Here is a 20,815-nt window from a genome sequence, read left to right as displayed (position 1 = left end):
GACCCCGAGACCGCCTGTCCTGAACGCCGGGACAAGTGGCCGGGTTTGCCGCCCGGCAATGATGAGAGACCAAGTCATGACAGACACAACAAAACGCCCCGAATTCTTCACCTGCCACAATGGCGACAAAGCGCCCCTGCCGTTCAGCAAGGGCGAATACGACCGCCGCCTTGGCGCCCTGCGCGCAATCATGGCCAAGCATGACGTCCCCGCCGTCCTGCTGACCTCGATGCAGAACATCGCCTATTATTCCGGCTTTCTGTACTGCTCTTTCGGCCGCCCCTACGGCTGCGTGGTAACACAGGACGCTTGCACCACTGTCTCGGCAAACATCGACGCGGGCCAACCGTGGCGGCGCTCGGTTGAGGACAACGTCATCTACACCGACTGGAAGCGCGACAATTACTGGCGCGCAGTGGCCAGCCTGATCGGCGGGGCCAAACGGATCGGGATCGAAGGCGACCACATGACATTGGCGGCGCGCAACACGGCGCTGGACATGCTGGGCGGACCGGAACTGATCGATATCGCACCTGACACGATGTTTGCCCGCATGGTGAAATCTGCAGAAGAAATCGAACTGATCAAAGGCGGCGCACGCACCGCTGACGTGGGTGGGGCCGCCATTCACGCAGCGATCCGTGAAGGCGCCACCGAGATTGAGATCGCCATGGCTGGACGCGACGCGATGGAAGAGGAAATCGCCCGCGCCTACCCGGATGCCGAATACCGCGACACATGGGTCTGGTTCCAGTCGGCGCTTAACACCGACGGCGCACATAACCCGGTGACTAAACGCGTGCTGCAAAAGGGCGATATCCTGTCGCTGAACACCTTCCCGATGATCTCGGGCTATTACACCGCGCTGGAACGCACGCTGTTCCTGGACGAACCCGACGCCGACAGCCTGCGCCTGTGGAAGGCCAACGTTGCCGCGCATGAGCTGGGCCTAAGCCTGATCAAACCCGGCGCGACCTGTTCGGGCATCACGGCTGAGATCAACCGCTTCTTCGCGGATGAGGGCCTGCTGCAATACCGCTCATTCGGGTACGGCCATTCCTTCGGTATCCTCAGCCACTATTACGGGCGCGAGGCCGGTCTGGAGCTGCGCGAAGATATCGACACGGTGCTGGAACCCGGCATGGTCGTCTCGATCGAGCCGATGCTGTGGATCCCCGAAGGCCAGCCCGGCGCGGGCGGCTATCGTGAACACGATATCCTTGTGGTTGGTGAAGACGGGGCCGAGAACATCACCGGCTTCCCCTATGGTCCCGGCCACAACATCATCGATCCATGAAAAAACGGGTGGGGCGACATGCCCCACCTTCTATCGCTGGGCGCGTTCGTGAAAGATGAAGCCCAGAAAGTTCAGCAATAGCTGCGCCGCTAGAATTTGGGTACTTTCCGTCGGGTCGTAAGCAGGCGCGACTTCGACCAGATCGATGCCCACAACATCCCCGCGTTTGGCCAGACCCTGTAGAATTTCCAGTACATCGTAGTAGAGAAACCCGCCATGGCTGGGCGTACCTGTGCCCGCCGCGATTGAAGGGCAAAAAGCGTCGATATCTATCGTTACGTAATACCGTGCCCCCTGCGGGATACGCGCCAGCACTGCCTCGGCCCCCAGTTTGCGCACCTGCCGCACAGACAGGATGTCCGACCCGCGCGCACGGGCGTCGTCATAGCCTTCCTTCGCGGTGGATGAGACATTGCGGATGCCCAGCTGCGTCATGCCTGAGACATAGTCTTTCTCAATCGCCCGCCGCATCGGGTTTCCGTGCCCGGCAGTCACCCCGTGGCGTTCATCGACAAAATCCAGATGCGCGTCGATCTGCACCACATGGATCGGGCCGTTCTGCGCGCAATCCTCGGCGAAGGCATTGATACAGGGGATGTTGATCGAATGGTCCCCGCCAATTATCACCGGCAAGGCCCCTGCTTTCAGGATCTTGCCCACCCCCAAGGCGATATTCGCATGGCTCTCGTCGGTCTTGGTATGGATAATATCCGCATCCCCCAGATCAACGATCCGCACCGAGCCATCCAGATAGGTTGCGTCATCTTCGTGATCATAAGCCCCGGCGTGGCCGAAACTGAACAGGGTCGAGGCTTCGCGAACGGCCCGAGGTCCAAACCGCGCCCCCGGTCGCCATTGGGTCCCGAAATCGAAGGGCGCGCCGAGAACGGCGATATCCGCCTCTATCTCATCCCAATTCTCAACATATGGAGATTTGGCGAAGGTTGAGATGCCGACAAAAGGCAGGTTTAGTCGCCCCGCCTTATAACCATGGTCTTGCATGGGTATTTCCTTTTTCATTGCCACTGTCACGTTCGATGACATCAATCGCAGCAGCATCTTGTGCTCAGGATGGACCAATGTCGAGATGCCCGGCGTGCAGCTTCAGTATTTCGAGCCACTCACGCGAGTGTTGCGTGTATGTGATCTGCTTTGCAGGCAAGATCGAATATGAACCCGATCGGAGGATGCCATGTCGATTCCACGTCGCAGCTTTGTCGGCCTGTTGGGGGCAAGCGCTGTAGCCCCTCGCGCTCTTTGGGCGCAGGATGACCCTGTCTACGATGCCGTACGTTCAACTTTGTATGACAATCGGACCGATTTCGAAGCCGGGATGGCGTTCCTGACCGAGCGCGGCAAACCGGACGTTGTGCCCGCGCTTCTGACGGCGATGCGCTATGGTAGACGGCGAGAGCGAGACATTGCCAAAGTCATGGAAGCGTTGAGCGGCGCGCGCCACGGCACAGACTGGTTCGAATGGATGCTATGGCAAGAACGGAACGCTCAGATTGTACCTCATCCATCTTTGATACCGTTCAAACGCGAAGTTCTTTTGGGCATCGATCAGAACTTCGACGTTTTCCTGAAACCCGAATATTTGCAACGCGACAACATGAAGATTCGGTTGGAAGAGATCAGTTGGGGTGGTGTGCTAAAGGACGGTATCCCTTCGCTGGACAATCCCAAGCTGATCCCGGCGGCGCGGGCGGACTACATGAAAGACGACGATTTGGTCTTTGGCGTCTCGATCAACGGCGATGTACGCGCTTATCCGCTGCGCATCATGGGCTGGCACGAGATGTTCAACGAGGTGATCGGAGGCGTTCCGGTAGCACTGGCCTATTGTACGCTGTGCGGATCGGGGATTTTGTTTGAAACGCAGGTCGAGGGGCGGCGGAAGCCGTTTGTATTTGGCTCGTCCGGGTTCCTGTATCGGTCGAACAAATTGATGTTCGACCGTGAGACGCATTCGTTATGGAACCAGTACACAGGTAAGCCCGTGGTCGGACCGCTGGTCAACAGTGGAATCGAGCTGAAGCAGCGTCCTGTGGTGATCACCCGCTGGGACAGCTGGAAGGCGTCGCATTCAGATACGAAGGTGCTGTCGCTCAGCACCGGTCATCGGCGCAACTATGGCTCGGGCGTTGTGTATCGCGATTACTTTGCCTCACCCGATCTGATGTTCCCGGCCTTGGTCGATCAAAGTCGGCATCGCCAGAAGGACTACGTGTTCGCCGTGCGCCAGTTCGGCGCGGCGCGGGCCTGGCCGTTGGACGCGTTCAAGGGCAAGCCGGTGATCAACGATGCGATTGGCGGGCGGGCACTGATGCTGATGGGCGACCCGGACAAGCGCAGCGTGCGCGCCTACGAGCGTGGATCGCGCCAGTTCCGCGCGACCACCGATGGCGGGCTGCTGGACGAAACGGGCAACAAGTGGCGCGTCACCGAAGAGGCACTAATTGGCCCGGATGGCGCAGAGTTGCCGCGCGTCGCGGGACATATCTCGTATTGGTTTGCCTGGGACAATTATCTGGGCGACGCAGCCAGCGTTTACGGACGCTGATCATGAATGTTCCTCGGCCGCTGTGGCGGCCAGCGCGCGGTTGTAAGCTTTCAGCGCGTCGATGTGATAGAGCGCGCCAACGGGGTTTTCACAGCCGTCCTTGTCGATGATCACCACCGGGATGCAAGGGATGTCATCGCGGTCGAAATATGGCATCGCGGCCTCAAGCGTGGCGCTGGCCTTGACGCATAGGCCTTGTTCGATCAATGCCTGCGCGTCTTCCTTGGAGATCGAACGCGCGTCCCCCAGCGGGCGCATCACCGCGCCTGCCCGCAACATTGCCAGCAGGTACGCCTGCGGCCCGGCGGCCAGGTGCACATTGCGCCGTTCCAGCTGGGTCAGGAAGAAGGACCGGTCTACAAGGCGCGAGGCCAGCGCAGTGGACATCGAGACCGAAACCATCACGGCGAGGCCGATCTGCCAGTCTCCGGTCAATTCAAACACGATGAGCGTGGTTGAGATCGGCGCGCCCAGCACCGCCGCCGCCACCGCGCCCATCCCGGCAAAGGCATAGAGCGTATGGGTGCCTGACACATCTGGCAGCAATCCGGTGGCGATCAGGCCGAAGGCCAACCCGGTCAACGCTCCGATCATCAATGAAGGGGAAAACACACCACCACCCATGCGACCGCCCATGGTAATCGCCACTGCGACGGTCTTGATGACCGCGAACAGGATCGCGGTCGTCAGCACGAGGTCCCCGGTCAAGGCACGGATCGTGGTTTCGTATCCCACGCCGATGATGTGCGGAAACCAGACCGCCAACAGGCCGAGCATCGCGCCCGAAACACCGGGGCGCAGCCAGCGCGGCAGAGACATGCGGTTTTGGATATGCGTGCCGATATCCTCGGCGAAGAAGATCGATCGCATCAACAGCAGCGAGACCAGCCCGCAAATCAGGCCTAGGATCAGGAAGGCGGGCAGCTCGACATAGAATTGCAACGACCCGGGCGTATCCAGCGTGAATTCGGTCACGTCACCATAAGCCAGCCGGTTGATCACGGTCCCCGCGACCGAGGCGATGACAATGGGCGCAAAGGCATGAACGGCGAAGTGGCGCAGCACAACCTCAAGCGCAAACAAAGCACCGGCGATGGGGGCGTTGAAACTGGCCGAAACTGCAGCAGCCACAGCGCAACCCAATAGGTCGCGCCCGGTGATGCCGTCGGCGTGGATACGGTCGCTGACCCAAGTCGAGATGACCCCGGCCATATGCACAACAGGTCCTTCCCGCCCCGTGGATCCGCCTGAGCTGAGCGTGATCAGCGAAGCGAAAAAAGATGCGATACCAGCCTTCTTTTCGACCCGTCCATCAGTGATGGCCGCACCCTCGATCACATCAGCTACCGAACGCACACGGCCATCATCGGTGTACCTGTTCAGGATGATCCCGACGACCAACCCGCCGACCACAGGTGTAAGGAAAATCCAGAGCCAATGCAGCTTCTCAGCATGGCTGTGCAGGAATAGGATATCTTCGGTGTTGTAGAGATAAGCCTGCAACGACGAGATCGCCATCCGGAATCCCAGCGCCATGAAGCCTGCAGCGATCCCGATGACCAGAGCGATAAACCAGAACTGAATCTGGCTGGGGCCACGATGAAGCATTACCCGCCATGCATCCCGCAGCGCCGAGAGGGCTTGATTGAGCTGATTGCGCAGCACGGTGCGGGTCGATTGGGTCATTGGCCCTCGTTGGGGTGGTCGCCTGACCCTTAGTAAGCCACGCGCGCGCCTTATAAAAGTCGGTTCACGACAAGATGCTCACAGAATGCGCGTCATGCATCCAACAGGGCACGGGCAGCGGCACGTGCCTCATCCGTAATGGTGTCGCCTGCGACCATCCGGGCGATTTCGTCGACGCGGTCGGGGTCGGCCAGCGGGATCACGGTGGACAGGGTCTGATCGCCGGTGACCTGTTTCTGCACCCGCCAGTGATGCGCCGCCCGTGCGGCCACTTGCGGCGAGTGGGTGACGACCAGCACCTGCCCGCCCTGCGCGAGTGCGGCCAGACGGCGGCCCACCGCGTCCGCCGTAGCACCGCCGACACCACGGTCAATCTCGTCAAAGATCATCGTGCGGGCACTGTCTTCGCCCGTTAGGCAGACCTTAAGCGCCAGCAGAAAGCGGCTGAGTTCGCCGCCCGAGGCGATTTTGTTGAGCGGCCCTGACGGCGCCCCCGGGTTGGTGGCGACGGTGAAGGCCACCGCGTCGATTCCTTCGGGGCCCGGGTCGGTCGCGGTGATCTCGGTCCGGAACACGGCGCGTTCCATTTTCAGGGGCGCGAGTTCAGCCATTACTGCGGTGTCCAACGCACTGGCGGCCTTACGGCGCGTTTCGCCAAGCGCGGTGGCCGCGTTGTCATACGCAGCCTGTGCCGCGTCCACAGCAGCGCGTTTGTTGCTGAGGTCGGCGTCACCCGCATCCAGCCGGTTCAGGCGGTCGCGCAAGGTATCGGCGAAGGTGCCCAGATCATCGGGGGCCACATCGTGTTTGCGTGCCAGCGCGCGAATGGCAAAGAGGCGTTCCTCGGCCTGTTCCAGTTCCGCTGGGTTAAAATCGAGCGCTTGCAGACAGGCGTTGACCCCATCCTGCGCCTCGCCCAGTTCGATCAGGGCGCAACCCAGCGCTGCAATGGGGCCTTCCAACTGGCCACCCGCATTGTCCGACACGCCTTCCAGCCAGCGCACGGCATCGGCCATCGCGCCCTCGGCCCCGTCGCCGCCTAGCAAGGCAAAGGCACGGGCCACGTCGTCGCGAATCCGTTCGGCCCCTTGCATCATGCGGCGGCGGGCGTCGAGATCGGCATCCTCGCCCGGTTGCGGGTCAAGCTGATCCAACTCGACAACGGAATGACGCAGGAACTCTTCTTCGGCACGCATAGCCTCCAGCGCTGCCTCAGTCTGCGCCAGAGCTTTGCGGGCGATGGACATCTGGCCCCATGCGGCACGCACGGCGGCCAACTGATCCCCTGCCCCGGCATAGGCATCCAGCGTTGCGCGATGCCCGCGTGGGTTCAGCAGGCCTCGGTCATCATGTTGGCCGTGTAGTTCGATCAGAGTTTCCGACAGCGCCCGTAACACTTCGCCCGAACAACGGCGGTCATTGACCCATGCAGTCTTACGTCCCTCGGCCGTGTTGACGCGGCGCAGGATCAGCTCCTCGCCACCGGGCAGACCCGCCTCGGCCAGAATCGAATGGGCAGGGTGATCGTCAGGCAGTTCAAACTCGGCCACAACTTCGCCCTGTGCGGCCCCCTGACGAACCAGCTCGGCGCGCCCTCGCCAGCCCAGCACAAAGCCCAGCGAATCCAGCAAGATCGACTTGCCCGCGCCGGTTTCACCGGTCAAAGCATTCAAGCCCGGCTGAAACGTCAGGTCCAGCCGGTCGATGATCAGCATGTCGCGGATATCAAGGGCGCGCAGCATCGGGTCTTTAGCGTCCCAAGCCTTTAGCCATGGCCGTTACAACCACTCACCCTTGACGGTCTGGCGATAGATCGTGCTGAGCCAATTGTTACCTCGGCTCTTTAGATCGAGACCACGCGACGTCAGCAACGTGTACCCCGCGTCGTACCATTCCGAGGACTGATAGTTGTAACCCAGAATCGCACCCGCGGTCTGCGCCTCGTCCACCAGTCCCAGCGCCAGATACGCCTCGATCAGGCGATAGAGCGCCTCGGCGGTATGAGATGTGGTCTGAAAATCCTCGACCACCACGCGGAATCGGTTGATCGCCGCAGTGAAGTGATCCTGACGCAGATAATAGCGCCCGATCTCCATCTCTTTGCCAGCCAGATGGTCAAAGGCAAGGTCGAATTTCAGTACGGCAGATGTGGCATACTCACTGTCTGGGTAGACTTCGATCACCGTGCGCAGCGCCTGCAGTGCCTGAAAGGTCAGCCCCTGATCACGACCCACTTCGTCGATCTGATCATAGTAGCTGAGCGCCAGAAGATACTGGGCATAGGCGGCGTCTTCGTCAGTGGGATAGAAATCGATATATCGCTGCGCGGCGGCGCGGCTTTCTTCATAGTTCTGGTCCGAATGGAATGAGAACGCCTGCATGATCAGCGCACGTTTCGCCCAATCGGAATAAGGATAAAGCCGCTCTACTTCAGAGAAATACCAAGCCGCGTCGTCCGAGCGATTCTGCGACAGCTCATATTCACCGCGGGTGTAAATCTGTTCAGGTGTGAAACCTTCGAGGTTTTGGCTGCGGTCTGCCCCACGGTTACCAAACAGACCTCCGGCATTGCCACATGCCGTCAAAGTTGCTGCCAGAAGAAGCGCACCTGCGATTCTGACTGCCGCTTTGCTGCCAACCATTCCGCCCATCCTTGTCGTCTACTTAGCGGGAATTACCCCTGATCGGGCCTCGGTCTAGCACATAAAATTCCAGTGCAAAACGCCTTATCCACCCTCATGGCGCAAATGTCGTCAGAGTTGATCAGATCACGCAACCTGCGGGATTTCGCTCCGCACAAGGCCCTGGCCGGGCAGACGCGCGGCTTGTTCAGGGGTACAAAGGATCGGACGCACAGCGCCCGGTGTTTCGAACAGTTTGCGCAGCAATGTGTTGGTCATCGAATGCCCCGACTTCTCGCCGACAAAGCGCCCCAGAATCGGACCGCCTGCAAGATAGAGATCACCCAGAGCGTCCAGCATTTTGTGGCGCACCGCTTCATCCGTGTGACGGAAGCCACCCGGGGTCAGGACTTCGTGGCCCTGTACGACTACCGCATTGTCCAATGTGCCGCCCAAGGCCAATCCGTTTTCACGCATCGCTTCGACATCTGTGCGGCGGCAAAACGTGCGACTGTCGCAGAGTTCACGCGCAAACGAACCATTGCGCATGTCCAAAACCTTTGTCTGGCTGCCAATGGCGTCATCTTCGAAATCAATGTGGAACTCGATCTCCAGACCTTCCGCAGGCGCGATCGATGCCTTTGCGCCTTCGCGTTCAACTGAGATGGGTTTAAGCACCTCATAAGCCAGTACCGGACTGGCCTGACGACGAACGCCTTTGGCCATGATGCCCTGAACAAAGGCCACGGACGAGCCATCCATGATCGGGACTTCGGGACCGTCGATTTCAATCAGTGCATTATGCACACCACATCCGGCAAGTGCCGCCATGATGTGTTCCACAGTCGATACCGACACATTCGCATCGTTAACCAATCGTGTGCAAAGAGGCGTCCGCTCAACAACATCATAGATAGCGGGGATCAACGCATTGCCCAGCTCGATATCAGTCCGTTTGAACCAGATTCCATGACCTGCCGCTGCAGGCTTCAGAACCATCGTCGCAGGCTTGCCGCTATGCAGCCCAGTGCCCACAAACGTGACTGAAGATTTGAGCGTATGTTGCAATGTGAGCCTCGGTGAGTTGTGTCCAGCCTATCAGGGGCTGTGTTGCACCCTCAACTAAGGAAGGGGGCGTTAAGGCTCAACTCACCTTTTGCAACCGAATGAAACATGAATGTGACACATCGGCAAATCCCTGCTTACACCAGCTCAACACTTTGTGTTTCCACAAAAAAGGGCCGCGCGATGGCGGCCCTTCGGGATGATTTTGTTACCGCGATCAGTTGGCCTGACGCCGTAGGAAGGCGGGAATTTCGATGCGCTCCTGATCAGGATCGGCTTCATCCTGAACAGGTGCCGTCGCGTCAACCGACCGCATCGCAGGCTGTTGGCGTACCGGTTGAGCGGGCGTATCGGCCGCATGGCCGGTCATCCGGTCAATCAATCGGTTGAAGCCAAAACGCGGGCGATCCTCGGTCGTTTGCTGCGGCTCAGAGGCCGGTTCGCGAGGTACCTCAGGCGTCGGACGCAGCCGGTTCGAAGGTACTTTCTGAACTGCGGCCTGCAACCGCTGCATCGCTTCCGGAGACGGTGTGCCGGGGGTCTGGGCACGCGGTGCGTCGTAGGAGTCGACTGTCTCTTCGACTTCGGGTTGCGGTTCGAACTGTGCAACCTGAGGCTGATAGGCGGGCGGAGGCAGCCCGTCATCTTCCTGCTCGGCAGCGGGTTGTTCGTCTTGCCAGCCATCGTTGAACTCGACATCTTCGATGGACTCGAAGAGCGTGGGCGCAATGTTGTCCTCAGCCAGGGCCTCATCTGCAGCGATTTGTTCAGGCGTGGAGTCTTCTGCCGAAACCGTGCGTGTCAGCGGAGCCGACATCGAACGGCGGGCGACCGGTACATCTTCGGTTTTCTCGCTGGCATCGATACCGGTGGCAACGACTGAAACGCGCATTCCGCCTTCCATCTCGGTGTCCAGGGTCGAACCGACAATGATATTGGCCTCGGGGTCCACTTCCTCGCGGATGCGGTTGGCGGCCTCGTCCAGTTCGAACAGGGTCAGGTCGTGCGCACCGGTGATGTTGATTAGCACACCCTTGGCACCCTTGAGGCTGATTTCGTCCAACAGCGGGTTGGCAATGGCCTTCTCGGCTGCCTGAATGGCGCGATCTTCACCGGTCGCTTCGCCTGTGCCCATCATCGCCTTGCCCATCTCGTCCATCACGGCTCGAACGTCGGCGAAGTCGAGGTTGATCAGACCCGGACGCACCATCAGGTCGGTTACGCCTTTGACGCCCTGATACAGGACATCGTCGGCCATCGAGAACGCCTCGGTAAACGTGGTCTTTTCGTTGGCCAGACGGAACAGGTTCTGGTTCGGAATGATGATCAGCGTATCAACGACTTTCTGCAGCGCATCAACGCCGTCTTCGGCCTGACGCATACGCTTGGCGCCTTCGAACTGGAAGGGTTTGGTGACAACCCCAACGGTCAGAACACCCAACTCCCGCGCTGCCTGCGCGATGATCGGGGCTGCGCCGGTGCCCGTGCCACCGCCCATACCGGCGGTGATAAAGCACATATGCGCACCCGCCAGATGATCCACGATCTGCTCGATGCTTTCTTCAGCTGCTGCAGCACCCACGGTCGGACGCGCACCTGCACCTAACCCTTCGGTGACTTTGACGCCCAGCTGCACCCGCGCCGACGAACGGCTTTGCTGCAGCGCCTGTGCGTCTGTGTTGGCGACGACAAATTCAACGCCGTCCAGCTGTTTTTCAATCATGTTGTCGACAGCATTGCCCCCAGCGCCGCCAACGCCAAATACGGTAATCCGAGGCTTGAGTTCGTCGTGCCCGGGCATCGAAAGATTTAATGTCATGCTCTGTCCGCCTGTTTTTTATGTTGCCGCAAAATGCGGTTTTTCTGACCTATCCACAGTCGATTTTACTGTGTCATTTCGGAAACGTCACCAGAAAAATCGCACGAATCCACAAAATATGGAGGAAATAAGGCAGCAAACAGCGGCATTTCGCTGTTACCGCGACATGTTGCGGCGAAAGGCTCATGCGCCACTACACACGGAAAGACCCCACCCGCCTTGAGGGGATGCGAAAACTTTTAGTCACTCGTTTGGTCGCGGAAAACTGCTCAATGTCCTGCCGCTGGGCCTCTGCCGGGCCTTGAACCTTATTTTGCGGCAATTTGGCAGTTGCCGCAACTGATTTCTTTAGCCTACCGGGGCACTTGGGCAATTCAGGCCATCTTCAGAGATGCTACGGACCTCTTGCGTTTCGCTGCCGACGAAGCGCGCCAGCCGCACCATCAGCCGGTCATTGTACAGGTAGGGCCACCAGCAGACTGGCAGGCCATCGGGCGCATCATCGTACAGAAAACAGATCTGGCCATTTGGCGTGGTGATCTGGCCATAGACACAGCCCCGCCCCTCCATCCGCCAGACCGAGAGAGTCGGGCTGAGGAATTCCTCGGTCCCGACCAACATACCGCTTCGGATTTCATGGAAGGTGATCGTTTTGCCAACGACGGCGCTCAGAAACGCCTCTGGCGTAATCAGGGTTTGAGCCGGGGCCGCAGCGGGCCCAAGGGCCGCGCCAACGGCTGCACCACGCAGGGCATTACCAATTGTCACGGAACCAGCGCACGGCGCGCTTGAACGGGCGCGCGGCATAGGTGTCGACCGGGATCTCAAAATCCCACCATTCGTCCTGAGGATGCGCCGCAAACAGGCTAAGCCCCACTGCCGAAGAAAAACCGGGCCCGGTCGCAGATTGCGGCAGGCCATGAACGCGCAGCGGGCGGCCCAAACGAACACGCTGACCCAGAATCCGGCTGGCAAGCCCGTCTAGCCCCATGATCTGGCTGCCACCACCAGTCAGAACGATCTGCTGGCTTGGCAGGTGGTCGAAACCGGCAGCGTCCAGACGAGTACGCACCTCTTCGAGAATCTCCTCGACGCGGGGGCGCATGATGCCGATCAACTCGGCACGGCTGACGGTACGGCGGTCATGCTCCCAATCGCCTGTATCGCCACCGATGTCGATCAGGTCGCGATCATCGGCTCCGGTCGCGTGAACGCCACCGTTAAAGGTCTTGATCCGTTCGGCCACCGCTGCGGGCACGCCGAGGCCCATCGAAATGTCGCTGGTCACGTGATCCCCGCCCATGCGCACGCAATCGGCATAGATCATGTGTTTCTTCATGAAGATCGAGATGCTGGTGGTGCCGCCGCCCAAATCAATACAGGCCGCGCCCAACTCCTGTTCGTCCTCGACCAATGCGGAAATGCCCGAGACATAGGCTGAGTTCGCAATCCCTGCCAGCTCCAGATCGCAGCGCTTGATGCAGCGGACGATGTTCTGGATCGCCACCGCATCGACGGTTAGCATGTGCATATCCACTGCAAGGCTCTGCCCCAACTGTCCACGCGGATCGATTAGTCCCGAGCGGTTGTCGAGCGCGAAATTCACCGGTTGCGCATGCAGTACCTCGCGCCCTTCGCCGTAATCGGGCACGTCGCAGGCGTTCAGGACACGACCGACCTCGGCTTCGGTAACCAATTGGCCTTCCAGATCAACCTGCGCATCCAGCCCGTAGGAACGCGGGTTCGCCCCTGAGAAGGATGCAATCACGTGATCGACGCGGATATCGGCCATCTTCTGCGCCGCCTGCAGCGCGGTGCGGATGGCGCGCTCGGTTTCCTGCATCGCGGTAACCTCGCCGAACTGCACCCCGCGCGAACGGGTGGTCGCAGCGCCAATGACCCGGAAACCGGTTTGTCCGGCCATCGAGCCGATCGAGTTATCCTCGGACAACCGCCCCGTCCCGTCGAAGCGCAATACAAGGCAAGCGATTTTGGAGCTGCCGACATCCAGGATAGCAACTACACCGCGTTGCATTGCCTGTCGGCGCATCTGCCGCATAGCCCTTTGGGACTGATAAAGATCGGTCATCATGGTCGTTACTGCCCGCTACTCACATCTACTTTTGTGTTCCACCAGTCTTCGCTGGCCGTTTTGTTCATTCGGATGGTCGGTCGCTGCCCCAGTCGCATGTCGACCACGGCCACGTCACGTTCCAGAAGGTCCTGAACCTCGTTCACCGCCAACACGCGTTCCAGCGCGCGCGCCGGACGTTCGGTCGGCAACATGATGCGCTGGTTTCGATCCAGCACCAGATCCCAGCGCCGTTCGCCAACGCGCACCAAACCGCGCACGCGTTCGCCCAAGCTGCGGGCTGTGGTCAGGATTTGCAGCGCCTCGGGGACATGTTTGTTCGCGCCCTTCCCTGCGATCAGTGGCAGGGCTGCGTGATCGGCGCGTGCTGAAACACGGTCAACATGAGCTCCGGTTTCATCCAATAGCTCGATCCCGTCTCGGGTGCGCCAGACGATGACCGGCTGGCGTTCGACCACATCAACCTGAAGAATCCCGCCAGGGCGAATGCGTACGGTTGCCGATTTCACCGGGTCAAGCCCGGTGATGGTGTCGCGGATCAACTCCACATCCAGATCCCACGAGCTGAGCGGGAAATCGAGCGGCACGATCTCGCGGATATCCTCAGACAGTGCGGTTCCTGCCCCGTCGATGGCCATCAAATTGACCATGAATTCGGGGCGCTCCTGGATCGAGGTCTTGATGTCGGCGATATAGGTACTGACCGCCTCACGACGTTCTTCGGCGGCAAAGAAGCCACCCACCAAACCAAAGACGGCCAGAACCGGCAGGCCAATTTTTAGCCCGCGCCGGATGCCGGGGGTGAGCATCCAGCGCTGAAAGCGGTAGCTGAGGCGCGAGGGCGCGGGGTCCGCGTTGCGCGCACGGCCAAAAAGACGCGCCCCGCGCAAATGCAGCTTAGGTTCGGTTTTGGGCTCGGGCCTTGGCGCGGCGGTGAAATCGGCATCCGGCCCCGCCAACGGTTTGGTCCGGTGGATCACCGGCGCGCGGGTGGCGGTCAGCGGTCGCATGAGGCATCCTCCACCATCCAGGCGCAGAGCTGGCCGAAACTGATGCCAAGATGCTCGGCCTGTTCGGGCACCAGCGAAGTCGGCGTCATGCCGGGCTGGGTGTTGGTTTCCAGCAGGAACAGCCCGTCGGCACCCTTGCTGTCATCCCAGCGGTAATCGGTGCGGGACACGCCGCGACACCCCAGCGCAATATGCGCCTTAACCGCATAGTCCATGCAGCGGTCAAAGATATCCTGCGGGATCTCGGCGGGCAGCACATGCCACGAGCCGCCGGGCTTGTACTTGGCATCATAATCGTACCAACCGCCATCGGTCATGATCTCGGTCGCCGTCAGGGCGCGATCGCCCATCACGGTCACGGTCAGTTCCCGGCCCGCGACGTATTTCTCGACCATCACCTGATCAGGCATCGCCTCGTCCAGTTGCGGCGGGCCGTTGGCATTTTCATGCACGATATAGATGCCGACGCTGGAGCCTTCGTTGTTGGGCTTGGCAACATAGGGCGGCTCCATCACATGGACCTCGACCACCTCGACCTTGGGAACGATCAGGCTGGGTACGATGGGTAATCCTTCGGCGGCGTAGACCTCTTTGCTGCGTTGCTTGTCCATCGCAAGGGCCGAAGCCAGCACGCCGGAATGCGTGTAAGGAATGCGCATCCATTCCAGTAGCCCCTGCACACAGCCATCCTCGCCCCAGCGTCCATGCAGGGCGTTGAACACCACATCGGGTTGGATATCGGTAAGGCGAGCAGCAAGGTCCGGACCTGCGTCCAGTTCGACCACTTCAAAGCCTTCACCCACAAGAGCGGCTGCGCATTCGCGCCCAGAGCTGAGAGACACCTCGCGTTCCGCCGAGGGGCCACCCATCAATACCGCCACTTTGAGGTTTGTCCTGCTCGACATACCCAATGTGCGCCTCAATGTCCCCGGACCTTATGTGGTGGTCCGTACTGCGTTTATGCCTTTGATCCGTCGTCCTAATTTGCCTGTTATGGTCTGACGGTCGGGGCTTTATTCTTCCAGCGGATCACCGACCCGCATGATTTCCCACTCTAGCGTGATGCCGCTTGTTTCGTAAACCTTTTTTCGCACCTCTTCGCCCAGACCTTCGAGGTCTGCGGCGGTGGCGTCGCCTGTATTGATCATGAAATTCGAGTGTTTGGGACTCATCTGCGCGCCACCTTTTGTGGCCCCGCGCATACCCGCGTCATCGATCACTTTCCACGCCTTGAGGTCATGCACATCGTCCGCGCGCCCAGTCGACGAGAACCCGGCTGGATTACGGAAGGTCGACCCGGCGCTGCGGTCCTTGGTGGGTTGAGTTTCGTCGCGCTTTTTTAGCTGCGCCTCCATGCGAGCGTGCAGCTCAGCTGGATCGCCCGAGGGGCCTTGAAACGTCGCCGAGATCAGCACCGCGCCTTCGGGCAGGTCGGACTGGCGATAGCGGAAGCTGAGGTCTTGCGGGGTCAGGTCCACGATCTCTCCGGCGCGGGTGACCACGGTAGCCTTTTGCAGCACATCCGCCGTATAGCTGCCGTAGCAGCCCGCGTTCATGCGCACGGCCCCGCCGATCGAGCCTGGTATCGTGCGCAGGAAAGTCAGGTCCACACCTCCATCCGCTGCTTTACGCGCCACATGCGCATCCAGCGCGGCGGCACCCGCGCTGACGGTGTTGCCGTCGACCGAGATACCATTGAACCCGCGCCCCAATCGGATCACCACCGCCCGCAGACCACCATCACGTACGATCAGATTGGATCCGACACCCATAGGAAAGATGGGAACATCCGCAGGCAGATCACGCAGAAACGACTGAAGGTCTTCGGTATCGGCGGGTTGAAACAGATAATCCGCTGGTCCGCCGACGCGCAGCCAGGTGAGTTCGGAAAGAGAGCGCGCCGCGGACAAGCGGCCACGGACGTCGGGCAGTTCGCTCATGCGCCTTCCCGGGATGCAAGGCTGCGCCCGCCTACTCCACCCATGATCACCGCAAACAGGAAGGGCAGGACCGCACCGGTCAGCCAGACGAAGGGGCCGAACGCCTGTTCCTCTTCCCCGGTGCCGACACTGGCCAGCATTATGATCAGTACCAGACCAAGGGCCGAGGTCAGCCCGATCAGCCACAGCAGTGCCTTGAGGCCGATCCAGCGCGCGGCGACAAAACCCGCAAGCGTCCCGAGGATCAAGGTAATCAGCGGCAAATAGGCGAAAGTGGCGATGTCGACCATAGGGGCCTCCTGAAAATGGCCAGTTACTTGTTCGCCGCCTTCATGCCCTGCATTTTCGCCTTTGTCCAACGGGTGAGGTAAATCACCGGCCAGCGCAGTACTGACATACCTGCCGCCAGAACCAGCAGCCCAATCCATGGACCATTTTCATAGGTGACATAGCCTAGGATGGGGACGCCAACGGCGATCAGGAAATAGGCGCGCCGCCAATGGTTGTCCTTGCTGGGCAACATCGCCAACACGTTGGCGACAACACCCCACAGACCGGCAAGCGCAATCGACCAGTTCATTCCGACACCTCTTTACCCGTCCACTTGCGCCAGTAGTAGCGGATCGGGTTGCGGTACATCGAAACAAAACCGCCAGCAGCCAGGACTCCGACGAACCAGCCATAGTCTAAACTCAGCCAAAGAATCAGAGCAGGCGCGCTGGCAAACAGTACAACACCCGGTGGGAATTGCAGGTGCATCGGCAGCATCGCCACAATGGTGGAAGCGAAGACCCAGACGCAGGCGAGTATGAGCGACAACGCCACGAGGTTAGCTCGCTTTGGCGATTAACCGGTCAGGCAAACCGTTGGCCCAGGTACTGATCGTACCTGCGCCGAGGCAGACAACCATATCTCCCGGGCGGGCCTGTTCACGGACAAGGCGGGCGAGGTCTTCTTCGTTCAAGATCGCGCGCGCGTGGCGGTGGCCGTGGCGGATCAGGCCCTGCACAAGATCGTCACGGCTGGCACCTTCGATCGGATCTTCGCCTGCAGCAAAGACCTCCGCAATAGCGACCACGTCGGCGTCGTTGAAGCAGGTGCAGAAATCGTCGAACAGGTCGGACAGGCGGGAGTAGCGGTGCGGCTGGTGGACTGCGATGACGCGGCCCTCGGTGGCCTGACGTGCGGCCTTGAGAACGGCGGCGATTTCGACCGGATGGTGGCCGTAATCGTCGATGATGGTGACGCCGTCAATTTCTCCAACCTTCGTGAAACGGCGGTTGACGCCGCCGAAATTGGCCAGCGCGTCGCGGATTTCACTGGCCTTCATGCCCAGATGACGGGCCACGGCCACGGCGCTCAGCGCGTTAGAGACATTGTGGTCGCCGGGCATTGGCAAGGTGCAACCTTCGATCACCTTGTCTTCATGGTGTAGGTGGATGTCGAAATGGGCGACGCCACCCTTATAGGTCAGGCTTTCGGCCCGCACATCGGCCTGTGCGTTGAATCCATAGGTGCGCACACGACGGTCCGAGATGCGGCCGACCAGAGCCTGCACCTCGGCATGATCGGTGCAGCAGACCGCCAGACCGTAGAAAGGCAGGTTCGAGACGAACTCGTAAAACCCGTCCCGCAGCTTATCGAAATCGCCCCAATGCTCCATGTGTTCAGGGTCGATATTGGTGACGATGGCTATGGTTGCAGGTAGGCGATTGAATGAGCCGTCGCTCTCATCCGCTTCAACCACCATCCATTCACCCTGCCCCATGCGCGCGTTGCTGCCATAGGCGTGGATGATGCCGCCATTGATGACGGTGGGATCGAAATCGCCGGCGACCATCAGTTCCGCCATCATAGTGGTTGTTGTGGTCTTACCGTGAGTTCCGGCGATGGCAATGTTCGAGCGCAGGCGCATGAGTTCCGCCAGCATGTCGGCGCGACGGACGACGGGCAGGCCCTGCGCGCGTGCCTCGTCCAGTTCCGGGTTCCCCGGTTTGATCGCAGTTGAGACCACGACCACGGCGGCGTTCTGCAAGTTCTCGGCACGCTGGCCTTCGAAAATCTCAGCACCCAGCCCAGCCAGCCGGTCAGTAATCTTCGAGGTTTTCAAGTCCGAACCTTGTACACGGTAGCCAAGGTTCAAAAGCACCTCTGCGATACCCGACATCCCGATCCCACCGATGCCCACGAAGTGGATCGGTCCAACGTCCTGCGGCAGTTTGGTTGCTGGATTCATGAGGTCTCCTTCTGCGCCAGTTGCTCGACAAGGGCGACCAGACGCTCGGTGGCGTCCGGTGCCCCGACCGATAGCGCGGCATGGGCCATTTGCTGTGCGGCTTCGGGGTTGGTGAGAACCGTGGTCATTTGCTGTGTCAGCGCGGGAACGTCAAGGGCGTTTTCGGGGATCATGATCGCCCCACCTGCCTGAACCAACCCACGCGCGTTGGCTGTTTGATGATCTCCGGCAGCCGTGGCAAGCGGGATCAAAATCGACGGGCGGCCAATCACGGAAATGTCGGCGATACTGGAGGCACCTGACCGGCTGACAACCAGCTGCGCGTCGGACATACGGCGAGGTACGTCGTCAAAGAAAGGCTGTACATCGGCGCGTATGCCGTGATCGGCGTAAAAGGCCTTGACCCGTTCACCATCCTCATCGCGGGCCTGATGCGAGACGCGGATGTACCCGCGCAGATATTCAGGCAGCGCAGCGATGGCCCCCGGCACCACGTCACTGAGGATACGTGCGCCCTGTGAGCCGCCCATCACCAGGACGGACATCGGGTACTCCCCAGGCGGGATATAGGGGGCAGCAGCGCGTTCAAGAACGGAGGCGCGAACCGGGTTACCAGTGTGTATGCCCTTGGACCCTTCAGGCAGATCGGTGGGCCAGACACCACAGGCCACTTGAGCCACACGCGTGGCAAACAGTTGGTTTACCCGGCCCAGAACGCCATTTTGTTCATGGATCATACGCGGCAGCTTCAGCAGGATGGCCGCGCCCAGCGCCGGTATCGACGGATAGCCGCCAAAGCCCACCAACACATCCGGCTTGTCACGCATCATCTGCGCAGCCATGCTAGTGACTCCAGCAGCAATCTTGGGTCCAACCAACATCTTGGCCGCTAATCCGCCTCGGGCGAAGGTGGCTGAGGATGCCTCGACAATCTCGACGTCTGCGGGGAACGCGCCGGTATAGCGCGCTCCGCGCGGGTCGGTGGACAGGCGCACACGCCAGCCTTTCTGTAGCATCGCCTCGGCCAACGCCTGCGCGGGGAACATGTGGCCGCCGGTGCCACCTGCTGCGATTAGTAGATAAGGTTTGCCCATCAGCCTCGTCCGCGCAGAATGTCGCCCAGCTCGCCCTGCGGGCGGGTTCGGGTGAAGGCCAGCAACATGCCAACCGCGATGCCGCCAGCAATCAGGGACGATCCGCCATAACTGACAAACGGCAGCGTCATGCCCTTGGCGGGCAGAAGACGCACGGCGACGCCCATGTTGATCATAGCCTGCACGCCGAACATGCAGGCCAGACCAGTGCCAGCCAGACGGACGAACATGTCGCGTTCGCGCATCAGCCGCAGCAGCGAACGCACAACGATCAGCGAGTACAGCGCGATGATAATCAGCACCAGAATCAGCCCGTATTCTTCGGCCGCGACCGCGATGATGAAATCCGTATGCGCATCAGGCAGAGACCACTTGACCTGCCCCTCACCCACGCCGACGCCGAACAGGCCGCCTTCGCGGATAGCATTGGTGGCATACCCAAGCTGGGTGGTCGGATCGAGTTCCTGATTAAGGAAACCATCGATACGACGGGCAAAGTGCTCGGAATTGGAATAGGCAAACATGCCGCCCAGAACGACCGCCCCGGCCATGCCGACCAGCAATAGCATCGGGGCTCCGGCGACAAAATACATCACACCCCAACCAAAAAGGATCAGGCAGGCCTGCCCGAAATCGGGCTGCATCACCAGCATTGCCACGATGGACATACACAGTGCAAAGGACCACAACCGCCCCGGCGGGCCGTTGATTTCCTGTGATGCGGCCAGCAGCCATGCGGCCACCACGACAAAACCGGGCTTGAGGAACTCGGATGGCTGCAACGAGGCAAAACCCAGCGAATACCAGCGCACCGCGCCTTTGCCAAAGTCTGTACCGAAGACCGGCAAGAAGGCCAGCGCCACGAACGAGGCCAGAAAGCCCAGAATCGCCAGCCGCCGCACTAGTGTCGGCGACATCATTGAGGTCAGCAGCATCGCGACCAGCGCCAGCCCGCCAAAGATCGCCTGACGTTCTACATAGTGGAAAGGATCGAACCCGTTACGCCCCGCTAGTGGCGGCGACGAGGCTAGCCCCAGCAAAAGCCCGATGACAAACAGGATCAGGACGCAGGACATCGTCCAGCGATCAATCGTTCGCCACCACTTCGGAAGAATCGGTTCTCCGCGCTGGTCCTGGACCGCGCCATACACCATCTCAGTCATGAGATACCGCCACTATCTGCCTCGTTAACGTCCCGTTTTCGGGATCTGATTGAGAGTCTACAGGGATTTTTACATTTGGGCTAGCAGAATGACAGGCAGAACTGGAATTCCGGAACAATGAGCCGACGTCGACAAACGCGCATGCATTCAAGCAGCGCAAGTTGCCTGTTCTGATCGAAGGCCAGTTGAGACACGGCTTAAGTTCATCGGAATATCAACCGCGCCCAAC

19 protein-coding genes are annotated in these 20,815 nt (G+C 60.3%); 2 read left to right on the top strand and 17 right to left on the bottom strand.

Going from position 1 to position 20,815, the window contains the following annotated elements:
* Positions 1-76 precede the first annotated feature (76 nt).
* A complete protein-coding gene (locus tag ACRZ96_RS07220) occupies positions 77-1,297 on the top strand; it encodes an aminopeptidase P family protein (RefSeq protein WP_480771962.1) in 1,221 nt (406 codons plus the stop codon).
* A gap of 30 nt (positions 1,298-1,327) precedes the next feature.
* Here ACRZ96_RS07220 and speB read toward each other — a convergent pair whose 3' ends face one another.
* Entirely contained in the window at positions 1,328-2,299 is a 972-nt protein-coding gene (speB, locus tag ACRZ96_RS07215) for an agmatinase (RefSeq protein ID WP_480771961.1), read from the bottom strand.
* Between the two features lie 190 nt (positions 2,300-2,489).
* Between speB and ACRZ96_RS07210 the strand changes: the two genes are divergently transcribed.
* Positions 2,490-3,860, top strand: a complete 1,371-nt coding sequence (locus ACRZ96_RS07210) for a DUF3179 domain-containing protein (protein WP_480771960.1) — start codon at positions 2,490-2,492, stop codon at positions 3,858-3,860.
* Here the strand turns inward: ACRZ96_RS07210 and ACRZ96_RS07205 are convergent, their stop codons facing one another.
* The 16 genes from ACRZ96_RS07205 to ftsW all read right to left on the bottom strand — a co-directional run bounded on the left by ACRZ96_RS07205 (position 3,861) and on the right by ftsW (position 20,586).
* Positions 3,861-5,546 carry a chloride channel protein gene (locus ACRZ96_RS07205; protein ID WP_480814356.1) on the bottom strand — a complete coding sequence of 562 codons (1,686 nt, stop codon included), beginning with the start codon at positions 5,544-5,546 and terminating at the stop codon, positions 3,861-3,863.
* A gap of 92 nt (positions 5,547-5,638) precedes the next feature.
* Positions 5,639-7,288, bottom strand: a complete 1,650-nt coding sequence (gene recN / locus ACRZ96_RS07200) for a DNA repair protein RecN (RefSeq protein WP_480814355.1) — start codon at positions 7,286-7,288, stop codon at positions 5,639-5,641.
* A 36-nt stretch (positions 7,289-7,324) separates the two neighbouring features.
* Positions 7,325-8,188 (bottom strand): outer membrane protein assembly factor BamD, encoded by an 864-nt coding sequence (locus tag ACRZ96_RS07195; RefSeq protein ID WP_170392015.1) that lies wholly within the window; start codon positions 8,186-8,188, stop codon positions 7,325-7,327.
* Between the two features lie 126 nt (positions 8,189-8,314).
* Positions 8,315-9,235, bottom strand: a complete 921-nt coding sequence (lpxC, locus tag ACRZ96_RS07190; protein ID WP_480706704.1) for a UDP-3-O-acyl-N-acetylglucosamine deacetylase — start codon at positions 9,233-9,235, stop codon at positions 8,315-8,317.
* Between the two features lie 214 nt (positions 9,236-9,449).
* Positions 9,450-11,051 carry a cell division protein FtsZ gene (gene ftsZ, locus ACRZ96_RS07185; protein ID WP_480706706.1) on the bottom strand — a complete coding sequence of 534 codons (1,602 nt, stop codon included), beginning with the start codon at positions 11,049-11,051 and terminating at the stop codon, positions 9,450-9,452.
* A 348-nt stretch (positions 11,052-11,399) separates the two neighbouring features.
* The gene (locus ACRZ96_RS07180; RefSeq protein WP_170401361.1) at positions 11,400-11,819 is read right to left on the bottom strand and encodes a hypothetical protein; all 420 of its coding nucleotides are present in this window, start codon (positions 11,817-11,819) and stop codon (positions 11,400-11,402) included.
* Positions 11,806-13,140 (bottom strand): cell division protein FtsA, encoded by a 1,335-nt coding sequence (gene ftsA, locus ACRZ96_RS07175; protein ID WP_170392023.1) that lies wholly within the window; start codon positions 13,138-13,140, stop codon positions 11,806-11,808. The genes ACRZ96_RS07180 and ftsA overlap by 14 nt, the downstream gene beginning before the upstream one ends.
* An 8-nt stretch (positions 13,141-13,148) precedes the next feature.
* Positions 13,149-14,153: a cell division protein FtsQ/DivIB gene (locus ACRZ96_RS07170; protein WP_170512290.1), complete on the bottom strand. Its 1,005-nt coding sequence runs from the start codon at positions 14,151-14,153 to the stop codon at positions 13,149-13,151.
* Positions 14,141-15,058: a D-alanine--D-alanine ligase gene (locus tag ACRZ96_RS07165; RefSeq protein WP_480814354.1), complete on the bottom strand. Its 918-nt coding sequence runs from the start codon at positions 15,056-15,058 to the stop codon at positions 14,141-14,143. Before ACRZ96_RS07165 ends, ACRZ96_RS07170 begins: the two co-directional genes overlap by 13 nt.
* A 108-nt stretch (positions 15,059-15,166) precedes the next feature.
* Positions 15,167-16,093 carry a UDP-N-acetylmuramate dehydrogenase gene (gene murB / locus ACRZ96_RS07160; protein ID WP_480567197.1) on the bottom strand — a complete coding sequence of 309 codons (927 nt, stop codon included), beginning with the start codon at positions 16,091-16,093 and terminating at the stop codon, positions 15,167-15,169.
* Entirely contained in the window at positions 16,090-16,383 is a 294-nt protein-coding gene (locus tag ACRZ96_RS07155) for a hypothetical protein (RefSeq protein ID WP_170392030.1), read from the bottom strand. The genes murB and ACRZ96_RS07155 overlap by 4 nt, the downstream gene beginning before the upstream one ends.
* A 23-nt stretch (positions 16,384-16,406) precedes the next feature.
* Complete coding sequence (locus tag ACRZ96_RS07150) at positions 16,407-16,673, bottom strand: DUF2484 family protein (RefSeq protein ID WP_170392032.1); 267 nt, start codon at positions 16,671-16,673, stop codon at positions 16,407-16,409.
* The gene (locus ACRZ96_RS07145; protein ID WP_170401374.1) at positions 16,670-16,918 is read right to left on the bottom strand and encodes a DUF2484 family protein; all 249 of its coding nucleotides are present in this window, start codon (positions 16,916-16,918) and stop codon (positions 16,670-16,672) included. Before ACRZ96_RS07145 ends, ACRZ96_RS07150 begins: the two co-directional genes overlap by 4 nt.
* Positions 16,919-16,922: 4 nt before the next feature.
* On the bottom strand, positions 16,923-18,329 hold the full coding sequence (gene murC / locus ACRZ96_RS07140; RefSeq protein WP_480814353.1) for a UDP-N-acetylmuramate--L-alanine ligase: 1,407 nt from the start codon (positions 18,327-18,329) through the stop codon (positions 16,923-16,925).
* On the bottom strand, positions 18,326-19,423 hold the full coding sequence (locus ACRZ96_RS07135; protein WP_170420828.1) for a UDP-N-acetylglucosamine--N-acetylmuramyl-(pentapeptide) pyrophosphoryl-undecaprenol N-acetylglucosamine transferase: 1,098 nt from the start codon (positions 19,421-19,423) through the stop codon (positions 18,326-18,328). The genes murC and ACRZ96_RS07135 overlap by 4 nt, the downstream gene beginning before the upstream one ends.
* Positions 19,423-20,586, bottom strand: coding sequence for a putative lipid II flippase FtsW (ftsW, locus tag ACRZ96_RS07130; protein WP_480706712.1), 1,164 nt, complete (start codon positions 20,584-20,586; stop codon positions 19,423-19,425). The genes ACRZ96_RS07135 and ftsW overlap by 1 nt, the downstream gene beginning before the upstream one ends.
* Between the last annotated feature and the right edge of the window lie 229 nt (positions 20,587-20,815).

The sequence above is a fragment of the Ruegeria sp. CF1 genome, assembly GCF_056537445.1.
The sequence above is the reverse complement of the archived record's forward strand: the minus strand, read 5'-3'. Positions and strand labels throughout refer to the sequence as shown.

Bases quoted from the DNA above. Each gene is read 5' to 3' on its own strand.
- murB (WP_480567197.1), bottom strand. From the start codon at position 16,093: ATGAGCGAACTGCCCGACGTCCGTGGCCGCTTGTCCGCGGCGCGCTCT.
- ACRZ96_RS07195 (WP_170392015.1), bottom strand. From the start codon at position 8,188: ATGGTTGGCAGCAAAGCGGCAGTCAGAATCGCAGGTGCGCTTCTTCTG.
- ACRZ96_RS07210 (WP_480771960.1), top strand. From the start codon at position 2,490: ATGTCGATTCCACGTCGCAGCTTTGTCGGCCTGTTGGGGGCAAGCGCT.
- speB (WP_480771961.1), bottom strand. From the start codon at position 2,299: ATGCAAGACCATGGTTATAAGGCGGGGCGACTAAACCTGCCTTTTGTC.
- ACRZ96_RS07170 (WP_170512290.1), bottom strand. From the start codon at position 14,153: ATGCGACCGCTGACCGCCACCCGCGCGCCGGTGATCCACCGGACCAAA.
- recN (WP_480814355.1), bottom strand. From the start codon at position 7,288: ATGCTGCGCGCCCTTGATATCCGCGACATGCTGATCATCGACCGGCTG.
- ftsW (WP_480706712.1), bottom strand. From the start codon at position 20,586: ATGACTGAGATGGTGTATGGCGCGGTCCAGGACCAGCGCGGAGAACCG.
- ACRZ96_RS07205 (WP_480814356.1), bottom strand. From the start codon at position 5,546: ATGACCCAATCGACCCGCACCGTGCTGCGCAATCAGCTCAATCAAGCC.
- ACRZ96_RS07155 (WP_170392030.1), bottom strand. From the start codon at position 16,383: ATGGTCGACATCGCCACTTTCGCCTATTTGCCGCTGATTACCTTGATC.
- ACRZ96_RS07220 (WP_480771962.1), top strand. From the start codon at position 77: ATGACAGACACAACAAAACGCCCCGAATTCTTCACCTGCCACAATGGC.
- ACRZ96_RS07165 (WP_480814354.1), bottom strand. From the start codon at position 15,058: ATGTCGAGCAGGACAAACCTCAAAGTGGCGGTATTGATGGGTGGCCCC.
- ACRZ96_RS07150 (WP_170392032.1), bottom strand. From the start codon at position 16,673: ATGAACTGGTCGATTGCGCTTGCCGGTCTGTGGGGTGTTGTCGCCAAC.
- murC (WP_480814353.1), bottom strand. From the start codon at position 18,329: ATGAATCCAGCAACCAAACTGCCGCAGGACGTTGGACCGATCCACTTC.
- ftsA (WP_170392023.1), bottom strand. From the start codon at position 13,140: ATGACCGATCTTTATCAGTCCCAAAGGGCTATGCGGCAGATGCGCCGA.
- ftsZ (WP_480706706.1), bottom strand. From the start codon at position 11,051: ATGACATTAAATCTTTCGATGCCCGGGCACGACGAACTCAAGCCTCGG.
- ACRZ96_RS07135 (WP_170420828.1), bottom strand. From the start codon at position 19,423: ATGGGCAAACCTTATCTACTAATCGCAGCAGGTGGCACCGGCGGCCAC.